We start from the raw sequence: 15712 nt of genomic DNA, 5'->3' as shown, positions 1-15712 counted from the left end.
AAACCGCATTCTGGAAGAGGCTCCCGCCCGTCGCTGGTGCAATTGAAATGCACCGCTCCAGGCGGGCGGAATTTCCGGTTCTGCCGGGGCCGGCGGGCGCACGGCCGGCGGGCTTTTTTCACTCTCGGGGCTGACAGCGGTGGATTGCGCCCTAGAACCTGCCTCATGCGCGCGCTTTGCTGTGTTTTTTGGTTGATCCTCTGTGCCGGTGCCCTCCACGCCCAGGAGCGGCGGCCCAGCCACTGCATCGCGCTGGCCCAGGAAACGCCGGGCCTGACCTACCTGCACAAGGCCAGCTGGCAGGATCCCGTTGCCGAGGACAGCGTGCTGATCCGGTACATTGCCCATGCCTCCTTTTTACTGCGCACCGAAGGCGGGCTGAACGTGGTCACCGATTTCACTGGCTTCACCGGGGCTGCGCCGCTGATCCCCGATGTGGTCACCATGAACCACGCCCATGAGACCCATTGGACCGCGCACCCTGATCCGGCGATCCAGCATGTGCTGGAGGGCTGGGGGCCTTTCGGGGCAGGCATCGAGCATTACCTTGATCTCGGCGAGATGCTGATCCGGAACGTGCCGACCGACATTCGCAACATGTTCGGCGGGGTGGAGGAACGGGGCAACTCGATCTTTGTGTTCGAGGCTGCGGGCCTGTGTATCGGCCACTTGGGCCACCTGCACCATGTGCCGACACCGGAACAGTATGCGGCTCTGGGGCGGCTCGACGTGGTGATGGCGGCGGTTGACGGGGGCATCACCCTGCCGCTGGAGCAGATGCTGGAGGTGCTGGGGCGGCTGCGGTCCTCTGTTATTATCCCGATGCACTGGTTCAGTGACTATTCGCTGGAGCGTTTCCTGGCCCGGATCGGGCCGGAGTTCGATGTGGTGGACGAAGGGGCAAGCGACCTGACCGTCTCGCTGCGGAGCCTGCCCAGCCGACCGACTATACATGTACTGCGCCCCAAGTATCTGCTTGAGGACGAGTGAGCCGCTTGCCAGCCGCAGGGCCTTGCGGCATGGATAGGGCATGACGCTGAACCCCGCCGACCCCGCCTTTGCCGACCGTCTGTCGGGCCTGCTGCCCGAAGGCGTGCTCCGCCTGCCTGAGCCTCGCTACCTGGAGGAGCCGCGCGGGAGTTTTCAGGGGCAGGCCGGCGTGCTGGCGCTGCCGCAGAATGCAGAGCAGGTCTCAACCCTGATCCGCGAGGCTAATGCCGCCCGGGTGCCGGTTGTGCCCTATGGCGGCGGGACAGGTCTGGTTGGCGGTCAGGTGATGCCGGGCGGGCCACCGCCGCTGGTGATTTCGCTGGAGCGGATGGCGGCCATCCGGGCCGTTCACAGCCTAGAGAATGTGATCATTGCAGAGGCTGGCGCCATTCTGGCCGATGTTCAGTCGGCGGCTCAGGCGGCAGGGCGGTTGTTTCCCTTGTCGCTGGCTGCGGAAGGCTCGGCCCGGATCGGTGGCAACCTTGCGACCAATGCCGGCGGCGTCAACGTGCTGCGCTACGGCAACGCCCGCGACCTCTGCCTGGGGCTGGAGGCAGTGCTGCCTACGGGCGAAATCTGGCACGGGCTGTCGCGGCTCAGGAAAGACAACACCGGTTATGACCTTCGGAACCTCTTGATCGGGGCCGAGGGCACTTTGGGCGTGATCACCGCTGCTTCGCTGAAGCTGTTGCCCATCCCGGCGTCGCAGGGCACTGCGGTCTTTACCGTGACGGACCCGCAGGCGGCCATTGATCTGCTGGCCCTGGCCCGGGATCACGCGGGCGAGGGCGTCAGCGCCTTTGAACTGATCCACCGGCAGGGGCTGAATTTCCTGGCGGAGACGCTGCAGCAGGTCCGCCAGCCCTTTGCAAAAGCGCCGGAATGGTGTGTGCTGATCGAGCTCGGCCTGCCACGCGGGCTGGAGGCAGAGGAAACGCTGGCAGAGCTGTTCGAAGCCGCCGAAGCCACTGGGCTTGTCAGCGATGGCGTGATTGCCCAGTCGGAAAGCCAGCGGCAAGCGATGTGGTCGGTGCGCGAGCATATCCCGCTGGCCAACAAAGCCATCGGTTCTGTGTCCAGCCACGACATCTCTGTGCCCATATCAGAGATCCCGGCCTTCATCGAACGGGGCAGGGAGGTGGTCGCGGGGCTCGGCGACTTCCGCATCAACTGTTTTGGCCATCTGGGCGACGGCAACCTCCACTACAACGTGTTCCCGGCACAGGGCCGCAAGCGCGAGGACTATGAGGCCCTGCGCGGTGCGGTCAAGGAAGCCGTGCATGATCTGGTGCATTCTTTTGGCGGCTCCTTCAGTGCTGAGCATGGTGTCGGCCGGATGAAGACCGTCGATCTGGAACGCTACGGGGATCCCGCGAAACTGGCAGCGATGCGGGCCATCAAACAGGCGCTGGACCCCAATGGCATCATGAACCCGGGCGCGGTGCTGAAAACCGTCTGAACTGTCTGCTGTGGGGAAGGCTCCCGCTTCCGCGCCGGCCCGGCTGCGCGGCGCGCGCCACCCGGTCCAAAGGATCAGACGGTGTCAAGCCCATCGGAAACAGCCTTTTCTAGGTAAGGCACCTTACCGGCGGGAGCGCTTGAACTGGCCAAGCAGGCGGTTAGGGGGTGTCAGAGGCCCTCGAATTCGCAGAGCACATGCACATCCATGCCCATCTCCTCCAGAAGTTTGCGGCCGCCAAGTTCCGGCAGATCGACGATGAAGGCGCAGGAGATGATTTCGCCGCCCAGCCGTTCAATCAGCTTGATGCCGGCGCCCGCGGTGCCGCCGGTGGCCAGCAGGTCGTCCACCACCAGGATCTTCTCGCCTGGCTTGATGGCATCGTCGTGGATCTCGACGATCGCCTCGCCGTATTCCAGCTTGTACTCTTGGCTGATCGTTGTGCCGGGCAGCTTGCCCTTCTTGCGGATCGGCACAAAGCCGGTGCCCAGCTGATGCGCAATTGCGCCGCCCAGGATGAAGCCGCGCGCCTCAAGTCCGACCACCTTGTCGATCTGCTCCCCCGCGTAGGGGTGCAGCATCTGGTCGACTGCCATGCGGAAGCCGCGCGGATCTGCAAACAGGGTGGTCACATCGCGGAACATGATCCCTTCGTGCGGGAAGTCGACGATGGTGCGGATGTAGTCCTTGACTGCTGGCTTCTTGGGCATCGGCTCGGCTCCCGTTGGTAGTACTAACGTTGAGGTCCAGCAAAAGCCGGACCAGCAGCGGTTTGGACGATACGTTGCCCTGTTGCAAGAGGAAGCGGGCACCCGGCGGGCTGTCCTTACCCCGCGTATAAGTTCCGCTCTAATCCGTGCTCCAGCGCATCAGAGCCTCCAGCGGGCCCCGCTTAGCGAAAATGTTCCAAACCCATCCCATCACCATCGACAGTGCGCAAAAGCCGAGAGAATAGCCGAAAATCTGCGTGGGGCTGAGCGAGCCGTCAAGCCGCCCAATGGCTTCCAGCGTCCCCATGCCCAACAGGATATGCAAGGCATAGAGGCTGAGCGAGTGCCTGCCCGGCGCTGCCAGCCACTCGGCAAGCCCTGTTTTTTCCAGAGCCGGGCTGATGGCCAGCACAACTCCGGTGGCCGCCAGCGCGCTGCCGGACACGGTAGTCAAATAGAAGGAGCCCGGCGGGATGGCATTGGTTCCGATCAGCTCAGCCAGGTCGGGGTCCTGGACCAGCATGCCAGGAAGTGCGGCCAGTATTGCCGCTGCCGTGCCCCAAATGACCAGATGGATTTGGACACGTCGGCTGGTGAGTTGGCGGCGCCCGGCCCACATTCCCAGGAGCAGGAAAGCGGCCCAGGGAAACACTGGATGCCAGCCTTTCACGAAAGAATGACGGAGAAACCCTTCGAGCGTCCAGAAATCCGTTTAGGCAAGGGTGACCCAGTTCCAATGCATCTCGTAGTCCAGCAAAAGGAGGCTGACCGTTCCAATCGCCAGAACACCCGCGGCCGCATATAGCAGCGTCCGGCCGGAAACTTTCAGAAACGGCAGCGCCACAAGAAAGTAAAGCGCGTAGAATTGCAGGATATCAGCTTCGAATATCGAAAGGTTCAGCAATCCGATCACGAACGGAAACACTGCGCGGCGGGCCATCGCGGCCCGGTCCGGACGGCCCGGAGACAGGCTGATTCCAGCCAGCCCCATAAACAGCGCCGCGGCCCGCCCCTCCAAGCTGTTGGTAAGCAGCGAAGCGGCGTCCGCACCGGGTTTGACCTGGGCGGCAACGCGGAAGTTCTCCAGGACCATGCCGCAAAAGTCAAGAAAACGGGCAATGTCCAATCCCTGCAAGCTCTTGAAATCAAGGCGGTCAAAAGTCCTTGTCCGGATAGGATAAAGGTGCTTCGGACAGCAAAGAAAAGGGGCGCCCCCGAATAGGCCGCCCCGTTAAATGTCAGATCCTGCAGGTGCCGGTCAGCCCAGAACCCGGCCCGCCACGGCGTCCAGCTTGGTCAGAAGCGCCGGGTCGCGTTTTTCCTGAGCGGTCATGATGGCATATTCCAGCGCCTTGTCGCAGCCATGCGGGCAGTCTGCCCCGTCCTTGCCCAGCAGCCCCGGCAGGCGGCGCACCAACTCGCGGGCGTTGGCTGAGTTGCCCTGAAGAGTTGCAATGATATCCGTTATTTCCACCGCGCCATGCTCCGGGTGCCAGCTGTCGTAGTCGGTGACCATAGCCACGGAGGCGTAGCACAGTTCCGCCTCGCGGGCGAGTTTGGCCTCGGGCATGTTGGTCATGCCGATCACATCGCAGCCCCATTGCTCGCGGTACATTTTGCTTTCGGCCATCGAGGAGAACTGCGGCCCTTCCATGCACAGGTAGGTGCCGCCGCGGTGCACCTTGACACCGGCATCCCGCGCCGCAGCTTCCGCCGCGTCCGACAACCGCTCGCAGGTAGGATGCGCGACGCTCACATGGGCGACACAGCCGGTGCCGAAGAAGCTTTTCTCTCGCGCGAAGGTGCGGTCTATGAATTGGTCGACAATGACAAAATCACCCGGTGCCATTTCTTCCCGGAACGATCCGCAGGCGGACACCGAGAACACGTCGGTCACGCCCAGCCGCTTCAGCGCGTCGATATTGGCGCGGTAGGGCACCTCGGTGGGGGAATGCACATGGCCGCGGCCGTGGCGGGGCAGGAAGGCCATCTTCACACCGGCAAGGGAACCGGTGAGAATATAGTCTGACGGTGCGCCCCAAGGTGTGTCGACCGAGACCCATTGCGCGTCTTCCAGCCCGTCGATTTCGTAGATGCCCGAGCCGCCGATCACGCCGATCATGGTTTCTCTGGTCACGTCCTGTCCTCCTGTTGCTGCTGGTGTGGATATGCGCAAGCAGGGCAGCTTTTGGCAAGCCCAGGGAGATAAACAGCGGGTGACTTGCCTGCAATCACCTTGCGCTTCCCGTGTAACAGAGGGGCTGCAAAGGCGGAAACGCTTGCGAAGGTAGGAACCACTCTGGACTGGACGGGCCGGGTGATGCCGACCTGCACTGCTGTGCTGGATCGGGGCAGAAACAGAAGAACCCGCCAGGCGGCGGGTTCTCCGGTGTTGCTTAGGACGGGTTTAGCCCTCGTAGTCGGGCATCGCCTTCAGCTCTTCTTCGGTCATCGAGACGTAGACGCGCAGGTCCGAGCCGTCGTCGGCGCGCAGGATGTCGATCTTCGACAGCTCCAGCTCAACCGGTTTCTCGCCCAGGCCAAGGAAGCCGCCGACATCGATAACCGCGGCCTTCACCTTGCCGTCATCGGTCAGCAGCAGTTCGGACACCTCGCCGATCCATTCGTCATTGGCATCGTAGGCTGCCGCGCCGGTCAGTTTTTCCGCGGTCAGTTCGGTTTCTTCCGCGGTCACGTAGCCGTCGCGCTCAATCGGCGCGCGCGGCTGCATGGCTGCAGTGGTTTCGGCTTCGGCGGTTTCCGCAGTTTCGGCGACGGTATCACCGGCTTCCTCGGCTGCAGCTTCCGCTTCCGAAGCCATCTCGCTGGTTTCTTCTGCAACTGCGTCACCTGTCTCTTCAGCGGAGGTTTCGACATTTGCTTCGGCTTCCGCGGCGGCGTCGACCTGGTCATGGGCGCCGGACATTTCGTAAGCCGGTGCTTCTTCCAGCACTTCACGCGGGGCATTCAGCACCAGGAAGAAATCGGAGACGTCCTCTTGGGTGGCACTGTCAGCGACAAACCTGATTGAGTTCATATCCACCGCAACCTGGTTTTCACCGATGCCGAGGAACCCGCCGATGTCGACGAGCACGGCTTCAACTGTGCCGTCCTGGCTGAGAACAATATCGTTGATCTCACCAATATCGTCCCACCCGTCCTGCACGCCTTCATACTCTTCAGCATCGGCAGCTTCAGCGCGGTAGACCCGCATCCCGATGAACTCGGATGCGTGGATTTCCTGCGGTCCGGCTTCGGTGCGGAACATGCTGTTGGCATCGGCCGCAAGCGCGGGGAAGGCTGTCACGGCGGCAATCGCGGTGGTAAGTAGCAGCTTTTTCATAGCGTTCACTCCTCGGTTAGTAGGTGGCTCGTGCGTGAGTACTCACCGGACAAACGCCCATGCCCGGTTTCGGTTCCAGCGAAGTTGCATTCTGCGCGCAGTTTTTCTCAAGCGGCCGGGTGCAAAGGGTGGGGGCTTGCTGCCGGCTTCGCATTGTGACGGTGCGCCCGAGGTTGCCGCCCTTGCCCCGTTGGCGGTTTTCCGCTAGGGGCGGGCAGCGAACACTCCTCCTCCCGAGCACAGGTACCTGACATGAGACGCGCAGCCGTGGCTTTGCTGGCCAAGCAGATTTCCCCGCCCAACCTCTCCATCATGCAGGACGAGGGCTTTACCGTTGGCCGCGTGCGCACCGAATTGCTGTCAGGTTTGACCGTGGCGCTGGCACTGGTGCCGGAGGCGGTGGCCTTTGCCTTTGTCGCCGGCGTGCATCCGCTGGTCGGGCTTTATGCGGCTTTCATGGTCGGACTGATCACCGCAGTGTTTGGCGGCCGGCCGGGAATGATCTCCGGCGCCACGGGCGCGCTGGCTGTGGTAATGGTGGCGCTGGTGGCCGAACACGGGGTGGAATACCTGTTTGCCACCGTGGTGCTGATGGGGATTTTGCAGATTTTCGCCGGTGTCATGCATTGGGGCAAGTTCATCCGCCTGGTGCCGCATCCGGTGATGCTAGGCTTTGTAAACGGCCTCGCCATCGTGATCTTCCTGGCGCAGCTGACGCAGTTCAAGGTGCCGGGCAGCGGTGGCGCGGAATGGCTGAGCGGTGCGTCGCTCTACATGATGCTGGGGCTGGTGGCGCTGACCATGGTGATCATCTGGGGCATGCCCAAGATCACCAGCATCATCCCGGCGCCGCTGGCGGGCATCGGCATCGTTGCGGTTTTGGTGATCGCACTGGGGCTGGATGTGCCGCGGGTTGGTGATATGGCCTCAATCGAGGGCGGTTTCCCGGCGTTCCACAATCCGTTCGGAACCGGCGAGGGGCTTTACGGGACCGCGCTGGCGCCCTTCACGCTGGAGACGCTGTGGATCATCCTGCCCTATGCGGTGATTTTAGCCGCGATCGGCCTGATCGAGAGCCTGCTGACGCTGAACCTGGTGGGTGAGATTACCGGCAAGCGCGGCGGTGCCAGCCAGGAGTGCATTGCGCAGGGCGCGTCCAATGTGGTGACCGGCTTCTTCGGCGGCATGGGCGGCTGCGCGATGATCGGTCAGTCTATGATCAATGTGAAATCCGGCGGCCGGACCCGGATCGCGGGCATCGCTGCGGCACTCTTCCTTCTGTTGTTCATTGTCGTGGCCTCGCCGCTGATCGAGCAGATCCCGCTCGCGGCGCTGGTCGGCGTGATGTTCATGGTGGTCATCGGCACCTTTGCGTGGAACAGCCTTAAGATCATGACCAAGGTGCCGCTGATGGATGCCTTCGTGATCGTGCTGGTAACGGTTGTGACTGTGATGTCGGACCTGGCGGTTGCGGTGGTCGTGGGCGTGATCGTGTCGGCGCTGGCCTATGCGTGGAATAATGCCCGCCGCATCCACGCAAACACGCGGGAGTCGGTGACGGACAAGGGGGCCAAGGTCTATGAGATCGAAGGCCCGCTTTTTTTCGGCTCCACTGACGGTTTTATCGAGCTGTTCGACGTGGCCGGCGATCCGGAGCGTGTGATTGTTGACTTTGCCCGCAGCCGGGTGGTGGACCAGTCGGCGCTGCAGGCGATCGAGGCGGTGGCCGCGAAGTACGAGGCTGAAGGCAAGAAGCTGGTGCTGCGGCATCTGAGCCGCGACTGCCACCAGCTGCTGACCAAGGCGGGCCACCTGATGGTCGATAGCGACGATGACCCGGAATACGAGGTCGCGGTGGATTACTCGGTCAGGACCGGTATCCTGGGCGGCCACTGAGCTTTGACATAATGAACAATGAGGCCCGCGGTTCTGGTGAACCGCGGGCCTTTGATTTGAATAGGGAGCTTCCGGCTCACCATACCAGCAAACGCTGGCCCGGATCCTCCATCCCCTGATCCGTGCCTGCCACCGGTCCTCGCGCCGTGCCAGCACAATGGCCGTATCCACGCCTGGCGGCGCGGAGCCTCGGCAATTCTGCTGGCCCGCCGCTGCGGGCGGTGCCTGTCCGGTCTCAGGCGACGGCGGCTCCGGACCAGCAAATGCCCGGCAGGCCGTCAGTCGGGGGCGATGCTTTCGAGCATGTCGAGGTCGCCGGACAGGAGCGCCGGTTCGGCGCGGGTGATGAGGTCTGCGGGCCAGTCCCACCATTTGAGCGCCAGCAGCCGGGCGATCTGGGGCTTGGAGAAGCGGTAGCTTTGCACCGCGCCGGGATTGCCGGTGACGATGGCATAGGGCGGCACCGTGCCGCGCACCACGGCGCCGGCGCCGATGATGGCGCCGTCACCGATGCGGGCGCCGGGCAGGATCAGCGCGCCGTAGCCGATCCAGACGTCATTGCCCACGATGGTGTCGCGGGTGTCGGGCTGGAAGCCGGCCATCTGATCCGGGTCGAACACCGGGAAGGGGTAGCAGCTGAGCCCGTCCTGGGCGTGGTTGGCGGAGGCGGTGATGAAGCGCGCGCCATGGGCGATCTGGCAGAAACGGCCGATCACCAGCCGCTCGCGGGCGCCGGGGAACAGGTAGGGCGCCAGATGCTGCGCCCAGTCCTGCGGCGGGTCGAAATCGGAGGCATAGCTGTAGTCGCCCGCCTTGATGTTTGGATGATTGAGAACTTGGCTGAGCATCACGGTGCCCGCGTGGGACGTGCCGTCGGGCAGGGTGATCGGGTTGCGCTTGCGGGGATCGGGAAGCGGCATGGCAGGCTTTAATCTCCGGGGCGGGACAGGGAAAACAGATCACGCACCACCGAATAGTCGCGGTAGCCGAGGCGGGCCAGCGGCTGGAATGCAGTGACGTCGAAGGTGCCGTCGCGCAGGCAGTCGTCACGCATGTGCACGCCGGTCACTTCGCCGAACACAACTTTGTTGGCCTCGCCTGGCAGGGTGACGATTTGGGTAAGCTTGCATTCCAGCGCGGCGGGGGCGGCGGCGACGCGGGAACAGGCGATGGTTTTGCAGTCCGCGGCCTCCAGCCCCGCATGGGCGAACTCATCCACGTCTTTGGGCAGCGCGCCGGAACTGGCGTTCATGGCGTCGCGCAGCGCGTAGGAGACCACGTTGACGCAGAATACACCGGTGGCTTCGATATTGGCGACCGAATCCTTGGTGCCCTGCTGGTCCGGCTTGCTGCTGGTGGAGGCAAACATCACCTGCGGCGGGGTGTAGGCCACCGCGTTGAAGAAGGAATAGGGCGCCAGGTTGTTCACCCCGTCCGGCGAGCGGCTGGAAATCCAGCCGATCGGGCGCGGCGTGACAATGGCGTTGAACGGATTGTGGGGGAGGCCGTGGCCGTCCTCGGGCCGGTAGAACATTTCTGTTTCCTGCTCTGATCATAGGTGTTTGCCCAAGGCTTACGCTCATGCTAGGCCAAACGCCAGCCTGCAGGGAAGAATGCGGAGGCAGGGGCGGCGTGATCGAATTGAGGGCAGAGCAGCCGGACGACCGGTGGGAAGTCGAGGCGCTGTATGATTTGTGCTTTGCGCCCGGGCGCGAGGCGCTGTCGTCCTACCGTCTGCGCGACGGGGTGCCGCCGGTCGAAGGCCTGAGCGAGGTGGCGCGCGACAGCGACGGTATTCTGGCCGCAGCGATCCGCTATTGGCCGGTTCTTGTGGGCGGGACACGGGCGCTGCTCCTGGGGCCGGTGGCGGTGCACCCGACCCGGCAGGGCGAAGGCCTGGGAGGCTCCTTGATTCGCGACAGCCTGGCGAAGGCTGAGGAAAGCGGCTGGTCCAGGGTGATGCTGGTGGGCGATGCGCCTTATTACCAGCGGTTCGGTTTCAGCAAGTTGACGGGCGTCGAGATGCCGCCCCCCACCAACCCGGAGCGGGTTCTGGGGCTGGCGCTGCAGGACGGCGCCTGGGACGGTGTGCAGGGGCAGGTGACCCGCTGGCCGGCTTGAAAATGTGCCTTTAGCTGCCGATCTTTATTGGGATTGGGCAGAGGAGACGCATGTGGCGGATGTACTGACAAACACGCGGGTCTACACCCCGCAGGAGATCGAGGCCGAGCTGGATGCGCTGGCCCAGCGCTACCGGGCAGCTGGCGGGTTTGGGGTGGATCTTTTGAACCGGCTGGGCGGCAGCGGCGAGAGCCTGCTGGAGCGGCTGCCCGCACCGGTGCGCGCCGGGCTGACAGGGGCCACGGAAACTGCCCTGCGGATCGCCATGAAGGGCGCCAGCCACTCGCGCCGCGTGGTACCGGACCAGAAACCGGGTGTCGACCGGATGGTAAGCGCTGCAATGGGGGCCGCGGGCGGTGCGGCGGGTCTGCCGGGCGCGCTGGTCGAGCTCCCGGCCACCACCGCTTTTCTACTGCGCACCATCCAGAGCGCTGCCGCCGCTGAAGGATTCGACCCCGATGCTGACAGCGTGACCTTCGACTGTATCCAGGTGTTTTCCGCGGCGGGCCCGCTGGCGGACGATGACGGTGCCGATCTGGGCTTCGTTTCAGTCCGGCTGGGGCTGCCGGGAGGCTTGCACAAGCTGATAGCGCAGGTGGCGCCCAAACTGGGCACGGTATTGGGGCAGAAGCTGGCGGCCCAGGCCGTGCCGGTGGCCGGCGCGGTGGCCGGGGCTGCGGTGAACTATGTCTTTTCCGGCTATTACCGGGAGATGGCGCATGTGCACTTTGGCCTCAGGCGGCTGGCCGTGGACGCGGATGTGCCGCAGGAGGAGCTGACGGCACGGCTGCGGCAGCGGCTGCAGCGCGCGGATGCGGCGCGGTAGCTGCATGGTTGGCACAGAGACCTCTTGCGCTTACCGGAAAGGCAGATTTAATCAGCCTTTCCTGCTAAGAGAGAACGCATGATTCAATACAGCCTCAAATGTGCGGACGGCCACAGTTTCGACAGCTGGTTCCAGTCAGCAGCGGCTTTTGACAAGCTGGCGGCGGCCGGGATGGTCGCCTGCGCGGTCTGCGGCAGCACGCAGGTGAAGAAGGCTATAATGGCGCCGCGGGTGCGCCCGGGCCGCAAGGCGGTGTCCGGTGTCGGCGAGGCTGAACCGCAGACTGCTTCTGCGCCTCGGCCTGCCCCGGTGCCTGCCCTTGCATCCGCCGCAGCGGGGCCGGGCCTGCTGAGCCGCCCGTCCGGCGAAGTGGAGAAGGCGCTAGCCGAACTGCGCAAGAAAGTTGAGGAAAATTCCGACTATGTCGGCAGCAACTTTGTCCGGGAAGCGCGGGCGATGCATCTTGGCGAGGCTCCCGAGCGGGCGATACACGGCGAGGCCAAGCTGGAAGACGCGCGGGAGCTGATTGAGGAAGGTGTGCCGGTGCTGCCGCTGCCGTTCCGTCCAGGCCGGAAATCAAACTGACGAAATTCAAACTGAAGGGCACGGCAGAATGCATGCAGTTGTAACAGGAACCAGCCGCGGCATCGGTAAGGAGCTGGTGAAGCAGCTGCGGGAAACTGGCTATGAGGTGACGGGCACCTCGCGCGATCATTCCTCAGGCGTCAAGCTGGATGTCTCCGACCCTGGCCAGCAGGCACGGTTTGCCGCCCAGATCAAGGGCCGGCCGGTCGACCTGCTGGTGTGCAATGCCGGCGTCTATATCGACAAGGCGATGGGGCTTGAGGATTACTCGGCCGAGGTCTGGACCAAGACCCTGGCCGCCAATGTGACGGGCGTGTTCCTGACGGTGCAGGCAATGCTGCCGAACTTGCGGTTGGCGGAAGCGCCGAAGATCGCGATATTGTCGTCGCAGATGGCGAGCCACAGCCGGGCGCCGGGCGGCAGCTATGCCTATCGCGCGTCTAAGGCGGCGGCCCTAAACATCGGGCGCAACCTGGCCACCGACCTGAAGCCGGAAGGAATCGCCGTCGGCATCTACCACCCGGGCTGGGTGCAGACCGACATGGGCGGTTATGACGGCGAGATCACAGTGCAGGAGTCGGTGTCAGGGCTGATCAACGAGTTCGATATCCTGACCCTGGACACCACTGGCTGCTTTCACACCTGGGATGGCCGCATTCACCCCTATTGATCCGACACGGCGGCAGCTGGGGAGCCTGTCTCAAACGCAAGCCCGCTTATGAGCTGCCCGCCGGGAGTCCTGGAAACTGAAAAGCCGGCGCGAAAAACGCGCCGGCTTCGTTATTTGGGCAGGCCGACCGGTGTCGGCCGGTGCCATTACTCCCAGCAACTGACCAGTACAGTCATGCCGGAGGCGAGCCGGGTCATCGCTGCTTTGGGCAGGCTGCCGCCGGAGGCGGACTGTGCGGCGGGGGTCACACCGGCTGCGTTCAAGGCGCCGCGGATCACCTCGGCATTCACCGCAAAACTCACACCTTCGGGCAGCTGCCGGCTGCCGGTCTGCTGCGGCAGCAGCATCCCCAGCACCGCACCGCTTGCGTCCAGAACCGGGCCGCCGGCGTCACCTGGCTGTGCGGTCAGATCCAGACGGGCGACATTTCTGTTGCCGTCGAGGCTTTTTACATCGGCAATCTTGCCCCATGTGAGGCTGGGTGCGCCGAGCACGCCTTCATAGGAAAATCCGGAAACTGCAACCTCGGACTGCAGCCGCGGCGAGGCAGTGCTGAGGCCGGCAACTGCGGCAGGCGCCAGCGCCTGTGTTGGTTTCAGGATCGCAATACCGTCGTCGGCGTTATTGGCGGCAATCTCGGCCTGGTAACCGTGATCCAGGGTGATCCGGGTACAGCCGGCCACCGCATCCGAGGTGGTCAGCACAGTGCCGCTGTCGTCCACGAAGAAGCCGGTGCGCGACAGCTTCGGCTTGCGGATTTCCAGGCCGGACACCAGGTCAATGCTCTGCACCGCGTCGCCGCCGGCGGCCGGGTCCAGCACTCCGTCGAGGCGGGTGAAGCTGGCCTGCATTGCCGCCAGAACGCGGGTCCGGCGGTCTTCGTCGCCGGCCGGCCAGATCAGGGTGAACCCCTTGATCTCGCCGTTCTTCAGGCTGGCTTGGGTGAAGGAAACGATCTTGCTGTTGCGGCCTTCGATGGTGAAGCTGTCAGAGCCGCGTTCTCGCGGGCCGTCCAGCGGCACGATCTCCAGCGTCTGCAGGATGTCGTAGAGGCCGAACAGGGTGCGCTTGTCGCCGGGCTGGCTGATCAGCAGAACCTGGGCTCCCAGGCCGCCCTTGCTGGTGTAGTGGGCGAAGGGCGATTCATAACGGTCAAAAGCCACTTCTCCTGCCGGAATCTGCAAGGCGATACCTGCCTTGGCGTCCTCCATCCGGGTCATGCCGACGGAAATCAGCGGCGCGTTGTATTCATCCATCAGCACCTGGCGCTGAGCGGTGGTCAGCACGCCGGTCGGCTCAAAGCCGCGTGCGGCCTGCCAGTCGCCCATCGAAGCGCGGGTGCCGCGGCCGAAGGCGCCGTCAATGCCGGAGTTATAGAATCCTGCGGCCTTCAGCGCGACCTGCAGTTCCATACGCTCTTCACGGCTGAGCGTGCTTTCGCTGCGGCGCGCCTGGGCCGGGGTTTCATCCGGCAGGCCCGATGGCAGGGCAGCCTGCTGCTGCGGTTCCTGCACTGCGCTTTCAGCCGGTGCCGGAACTGGCGCCGGTTCCGCGGGCTGGGTGGCATCCGCGGCCACCGGGTAGAACTGGCTGCGCAGGTTGCGTTCAAAGGCGATGAAGCTGTCGCGCGGGATCTGGCCTTCGGCGCGGTAGACCTGCAGAACGCGCTCGGCGTCCTCGCGGGCGTATGGGCCCAGAACCACGCCGTACCAGCCGCCGCCGAGCGCGTATCCGGAGACATCGGGCAGGCGCGCCGCAAAGCTGCGGGCTTCGTTCTCCGCTTCGCGCAGCGATGGGCGGGCGGCGATCTGGATCCAGACCGCATCGCGGCTGCTTTGCGCCGAAACCGGCGCCGTGAACGCTATGGCCAGCGCAATCAGCGGCAGCGCCAGAGCGGCAAACAGTTTTTTCATTGTCAGGGCCTCGTATCCCGGAAGTGCTCTTATTCTTGCTGCGGAGATTAAGCACTTTGCGGCGGCAATGGAAACTCCTCACGGCAGGGGGAATTGCCGGCCCGTTGCCGCATTCCCGCACTTTTGTTGCCGATGTGCTCCGGGCAGCGGGGCATCGCCGGAGCCTGACGCGCCGCAGGGCGTTGACCCTGCCAAGAGCCTTGCATAGGAAGAACCCCGCAATTGCTGCCCCAGATGCCCCCAAAGGGATAAGAGATGACCCAGACCAACGGCGCGCCGCGCTCCTTCCAAGAGATTATCCTGAGGCTCCAGAACTACTGGGCCGCCAAAGGCTGCGCGGTGATGCAGCCCTATGACATGGAAGTCGGCGCCGGCACGTTCCACCCGGCGACCACGCTGCGCTCGCTGGGGTCCAAGGCCTGGGCCGCGGCCTATGTGCAGCCCTCGCGCCGCCCCACCGACGGGCGTTACGGCGAGAACCCGAACCGGCTGCAGCACTACTACCAGTATCAGGTGCTGATCAAACCCAGCCCGCCGAACCTGCAGGAGCTGTATCTGGGCAGCCTGGAGGCGATTGGCGTCGATATGGAGATGCACGACATCCGCTTTGTCGAGGATGACTGGGAAAGCCCTACACTTGGCGCCTGGGGGCTGGGCTGGGAAGTCTGGTGCGACGGCATGGAAGTCAGCCAGTTCACCTATTTCCAGCAGGTCGGCGGCCATGACTGCCACCCTGTGTCGGGTGAGCTGACCTACGGGCTGGAGCGTCTGGCGATGTACATTCTGGGCGTCGATCACGTGATGGACATGCCGTTCAACGACCCGGACGCACTGATCCCGCTGTCTTATGGCGATGTGTTCAAGCAGACTGAGGAAGAATACGCGCGCTGGAACTTTGACGTGGCCAACACCGAGGTGCTGCTGCGCCATTTCGAGGAGGCGGAGGCCGAATGCGCCGCGATCCTCGCGCAGGAGCATCAGGACCCGAAGACCGGCAAACGCATCATTATGGCGCATCCGGCTTACGACCAGTGCATCAAAGCCAGCCACATCTTCAACCTGCTGGATGCACGCGGGGTGATTTCGGTCACCGAACGCCAGGCCTATATCGGCCGGGTCCGGGCGCTGGCCAAGCAATGCGCCGATGCCTTTGTGCTGACCGAAGCTGGCGGGTTCACGCCCGAGAGCGCGGCCTGAGC

At 64.1% G+C, this 15712-nt stretch carries 16 protein-coding genes; 8 read left to right on the top strand and 8 right to left on the bottom strand.

All coding sequences use genetic code 11. The features are described 5' to 3' along the window. The first annotated feature begins 165 nt into the window (after positions 1 to 165). Positions 166 to 990: an MBL fold metallo-hydrolase gene (locus KUV26_RS08115; protein WP_222507973.1), complete on the top strand. Its 825-nt coding sequence runs from the start codon at positions 166 to 168 to the stop codon at positions 988 to 990. A 40-nt stretch (positions 991 to 1030) separates the two neighbouring features. Then, positions 1031 to 2449: an FAD-binding oxidoreductase gene (locus tag KUV26_RS08110; RefSeq protein WP_222507972.1), complete on the top strand. Its 1419-nt coding sequence runs from the start codon at positions 1031 to 1033 to the stop codon at positions 2447 to 2449. 170 nt (positions 2450 to 2619) lie between these two features. Here KUV26_RS08110 and KUV26_RS08105 read toward each other — a convergent pair whose 3' ends face one another. The 5 genes from KUV26_RS08105 to KUV26_RS08090 all read right to left on the bottom strand — a co-directional run bounded on the left by KUV26_RS08105 (position 2620) and on the right by KUV26_RS08090 (position 6502). Beyond that, positions 2620 to 3159, bottom strand: a complete 540-nt coding sequence (locus tag KUV26_RS08105; RefSeq protein WP_222507971.1) for an adenine phosphoribosyltransferase — start codon at positions 3157 to 3159, stop codon at positions 2620 to 2622. A gap of 139 nt (positions 3160 to 3298) precedes the next feature. Further along, positions 3299 to 3778, bottom strand: coding sequence for a DUF418 domain-containing protein (locus tag KUV26_RS23605; protein ID WP_261399801.1), 480 nt, complete (start codon positions 3776 to 3778; stop codon positions 3299 to 3301). A gap of 93 nt (positions 3779 to 3871) precedes the next feature. Further along, complete coding sequence (locus KUV26_RS23600) at positions 3872 to 4252, bottom strand: hypothetical protein (protein WP_261399776.1); 381 nt, start codon at positions 4250 to 4252, stop codon at positions 3872 to 3874. Positions 4253 to 4417: 165 nt separating this feature from the next. After that, complete coding sequence (locus tag KUV26_RS08095) at positions 4418 to 5281, bottom strand: S-methyl-5'-thioadenosine phosphorylase (protein ID WP_222508013.1); 864 nt, start codon at positions 5279 to 5281, stop codon at positions 4418 to 4420. Between the two features lie 285 nt (positions 5282 to 5566). After that, the gene (locus KUV26_RS08090; protein WP_222507970.1) at positions 5567 to 6502 is read right to left on the bottom strand and encodes a PRC-barrel domain-containing protein; all 936 of its coding nucleotides are present in this window, start codon (positions 6500 to 6502) and stop codon (positions 5567 to 5569) included. Between the two features lie 252 nt (positions 6503 to 6754). On the opposite strand from KUV26_RS08090, the gene KUV26_RS08085 reads away from it, so the two are divergent. Further along, positions 6755 to 8398, top strand: a complete 1644-nt coding sequence (locus KUV26_RS08085) for a SulP family inorganic anion transporter (protein ID WP_222507969.1) — start codon at positions 6755 to 6757, stop codon at positions 8396 to 8398. 278 nt (positions 8399 to 8676) lie between these two features. Here the strand turns inward: KUV26_RS08085 and KUV26_RS08080 are convergent, their stop codons facing one another. Continuing rightward, on the bottom strand, positions 8677 to 9318 hold the full coding sequence (locus KUV26_RS08080) for a CatB-related O-acetyltransferase (RefSeq protein ID WP_222507968.1): 642 nt from the start codon (positions 9316 to 9318) through the stop codon (positions 8677 to 8679). Between the two features lie 8 nt (positions 9319 to 9326). Then, positions 9327 to 9932 (bottom strand): flavin reductase family protein, encoded by a 606-nt coding sequence (locus KUV26_RS08075; protein WP_222507967.1) that lies wholly within the window; start codon positions 9930 to 9932, stop codon positions 9327 to 9329. Between the two features lie 98 nt (positions 9933 to 10030). Here KUV26_RS08075 and KUV26_RS08070 point away from each other — a divergent pair, with 98 nt between their 5' ends. The 4 genes from KUV26_RS08070 (at position 10031) to KUV26_RS08055 (ending at position 12600) form a co-directional block, all read left to right on the top strand. Continuing rightward, positions 10031 to 10519, top strand: a complete 489-nt coding sequence (locus KUV26_RS08070) for a GNAT family N-acetyltransferase (RefSeq protein WP_222507966.1) — start codon at positions 10031 to 10033, stop codon at positions 10517 to 10519. Positions 10520 to 10571: 52 nt separating this feature from the next. Then, entirely contained in the window at positions 10572 to 11345 is a 774-nt protein-coding gene (locus KUV26_RS08065; protein WP_222507965.1) for an EcsC family protein, read from the top strand. A gap of 78 nt (positions 11346 to 11423) precedes the next feature. Next, on the top strand, positions 11424 to 11930 hold the full coding sequence (locus tag KUV26_RS08060; protein ID WP_222507964.1) for a DUF1178 family protein: 507 nt from the start codon (positions 11424 to 11426) through the stop codon (positions 11928 to 11930). A 28-nt stretch (positions 11931 to 11958) separates the two neighbouring features. After that, entirely contained in the window at positions 11959 to 12600 is a 642-nt protein-coding gene (locus KUV26_RS08055) for an SDR family oxidoreductase (RefSeq protein WP_222504074.1), read from the top strand. Positions 12601 to 12746: 146 nt separating this feature from the next. On the opposite strand, the gene KUV26_RS08050 is transcribed toward KUV26_RS08055, so the two are convergent. Further along, on the bottom strand, positions 12747 to 14513 hold the full coding sequence (locus KUV26_RS08050; protein ID WP_222507963.1) for a trypsin-like peptidase domain-containing protein: 1767 nt from the start codon (positions 14511 to 14513) through the stop codon (positions 12747 to 12749). Between the two features lie 255 nt (positions 14514 to 14768). On the opposite strand from KUV26_RS08050, the gene KUV26_RS08045 reads away from it, so the two are divergent. Continuing rightward, the gene (locus tag KUV26_RS08045; RefSeq protein ID WP_222507962.1) at positions 14769 to 15710 is read left to right on the top strand and encodes a glycine--tRNA ligase subunit alpha; all 942 of its coding nucleotides are present in this window, start codon (positions 14769 to 14771) and stop codon (positions 15708 to 15710) included. The last annotated feature ends 2 nt before the right edge of the window (positions 15711 to 15712 follow it).

The sequence above is a fragment of the Leisingera daeponensis genome (genome assembly GCF_019801465.1).
GTDB lineage: Bacteria > Pseudomonadota > Alphaproteobacteria > Rhodobacterales > Rhodobacteraceae > Leisingera > Leisingera daeponensis_A.
The sequence above is the reverse complement of the archived record's forward strand: the minus strand, read 5'-3'. Positions and strand labels throughout refer to the sequence as shown.

Bases quoted from the DNA above. Each gene is read 5' to 3' on its own strand.
- KUV26_RS08115 (WP_222507973.1), top strand. From the start codon at position 166: ATGCGCGCGCTTTGCTGTGTTTTTTGGTTGATCCTCTGTGCCGGTGCC.
- KUV26_RS08110 (WP_222507972.1), top strand. From the start codon at position 1,031: ATGACGCTGAACCCCGCCGACCCCGCCTTTGCCGACCGTCTGTCGGGC.
- KUV26_RS08105 (WP_222507971.1), bottom strand. From the start codon at position 3,159: ATGCCCAAGAAGCCAGCAGTCAAGGACTACATCCGCACCATCGTCGAC.
- KUV26_RS23605 (WP_261399801.1), bottom strand. From the start codon at position 3,778: ATGTGGGCCGGGCGCCGCCAACTCACCAGCCGACGTGTCCAAATCCAT.
- KUV26_RS23600 (WP_261399776.1), bottom strand. From the start codon at position 4,252: ATGGTCCTGGAGAACTTCCGCGTTGCCGCCCAGGTCAAACCCGGTGCG.
- KUV26_RS08095 (WP_222508013.1), bottom strand. From the start codon at position 5,281: ATGATCGGCGTGATCGGCGGCTCGGGCATCTACGAAATCGACGGGCTG.
- KUV26_RS08090 (WP_222507970.1), bottom strand. From the start codon at position 6,502: ATGAAAAAGCTGCTACTTACCACCGCGATTGCCGCCGTGACAGCCTTC.
- KUV26_RS08085 (WP_222507969.1), top strand. From the start codon at position 6,755: ATGAGACGCGCAGCCGTGGCTTTGCTGGCCAAGCAGATTTCCCCGCCC.
- KUV26_RS08080 (WP_222507968.1), bottom strand. From the start codon at position 9,318: ATGCCGCTTCCCGATCCCCGCAAGCGCAACCCGATCACCCTGCCCGAC.
- KUV26_RS08075 (WP_222507967.1), bottom strand. From the start codon at position 9,932: ATGTTCTACCGGCCCGAGGACGGCCACGGCCTCCCCCACAATCCGTTC.
- KUV26_RS08060 (WP_222507964.1), top strand. From the start codon at position 11,424: ATGATTCAATACAGCCTCAAATGTGCGGACGGCCACAGTTTCGACAGC.
- KUV26_RS08055 (WP_222504074.1), top strand. From the start codon at position 11,959: ATGCATGCAGTTGTAACAGGAACCAGCCGCGGCATCGGTAAGGAGCTG.
- KUV26_RS08050 (WP_222507963.1), bottom strand. From the start codon at position 14,513: ATGAAAAAACTGTTTGCCGCTCTGGCGCTGCCGCTGATTGCGCTGGCC.
- KUV26_RS08045 (WP_222507962.1), top strand. From the start codon at position 14,769: ATGACCCAGACCAACGGCGCGCCGCGCTCCTTCCAAGAGATTATCCTG.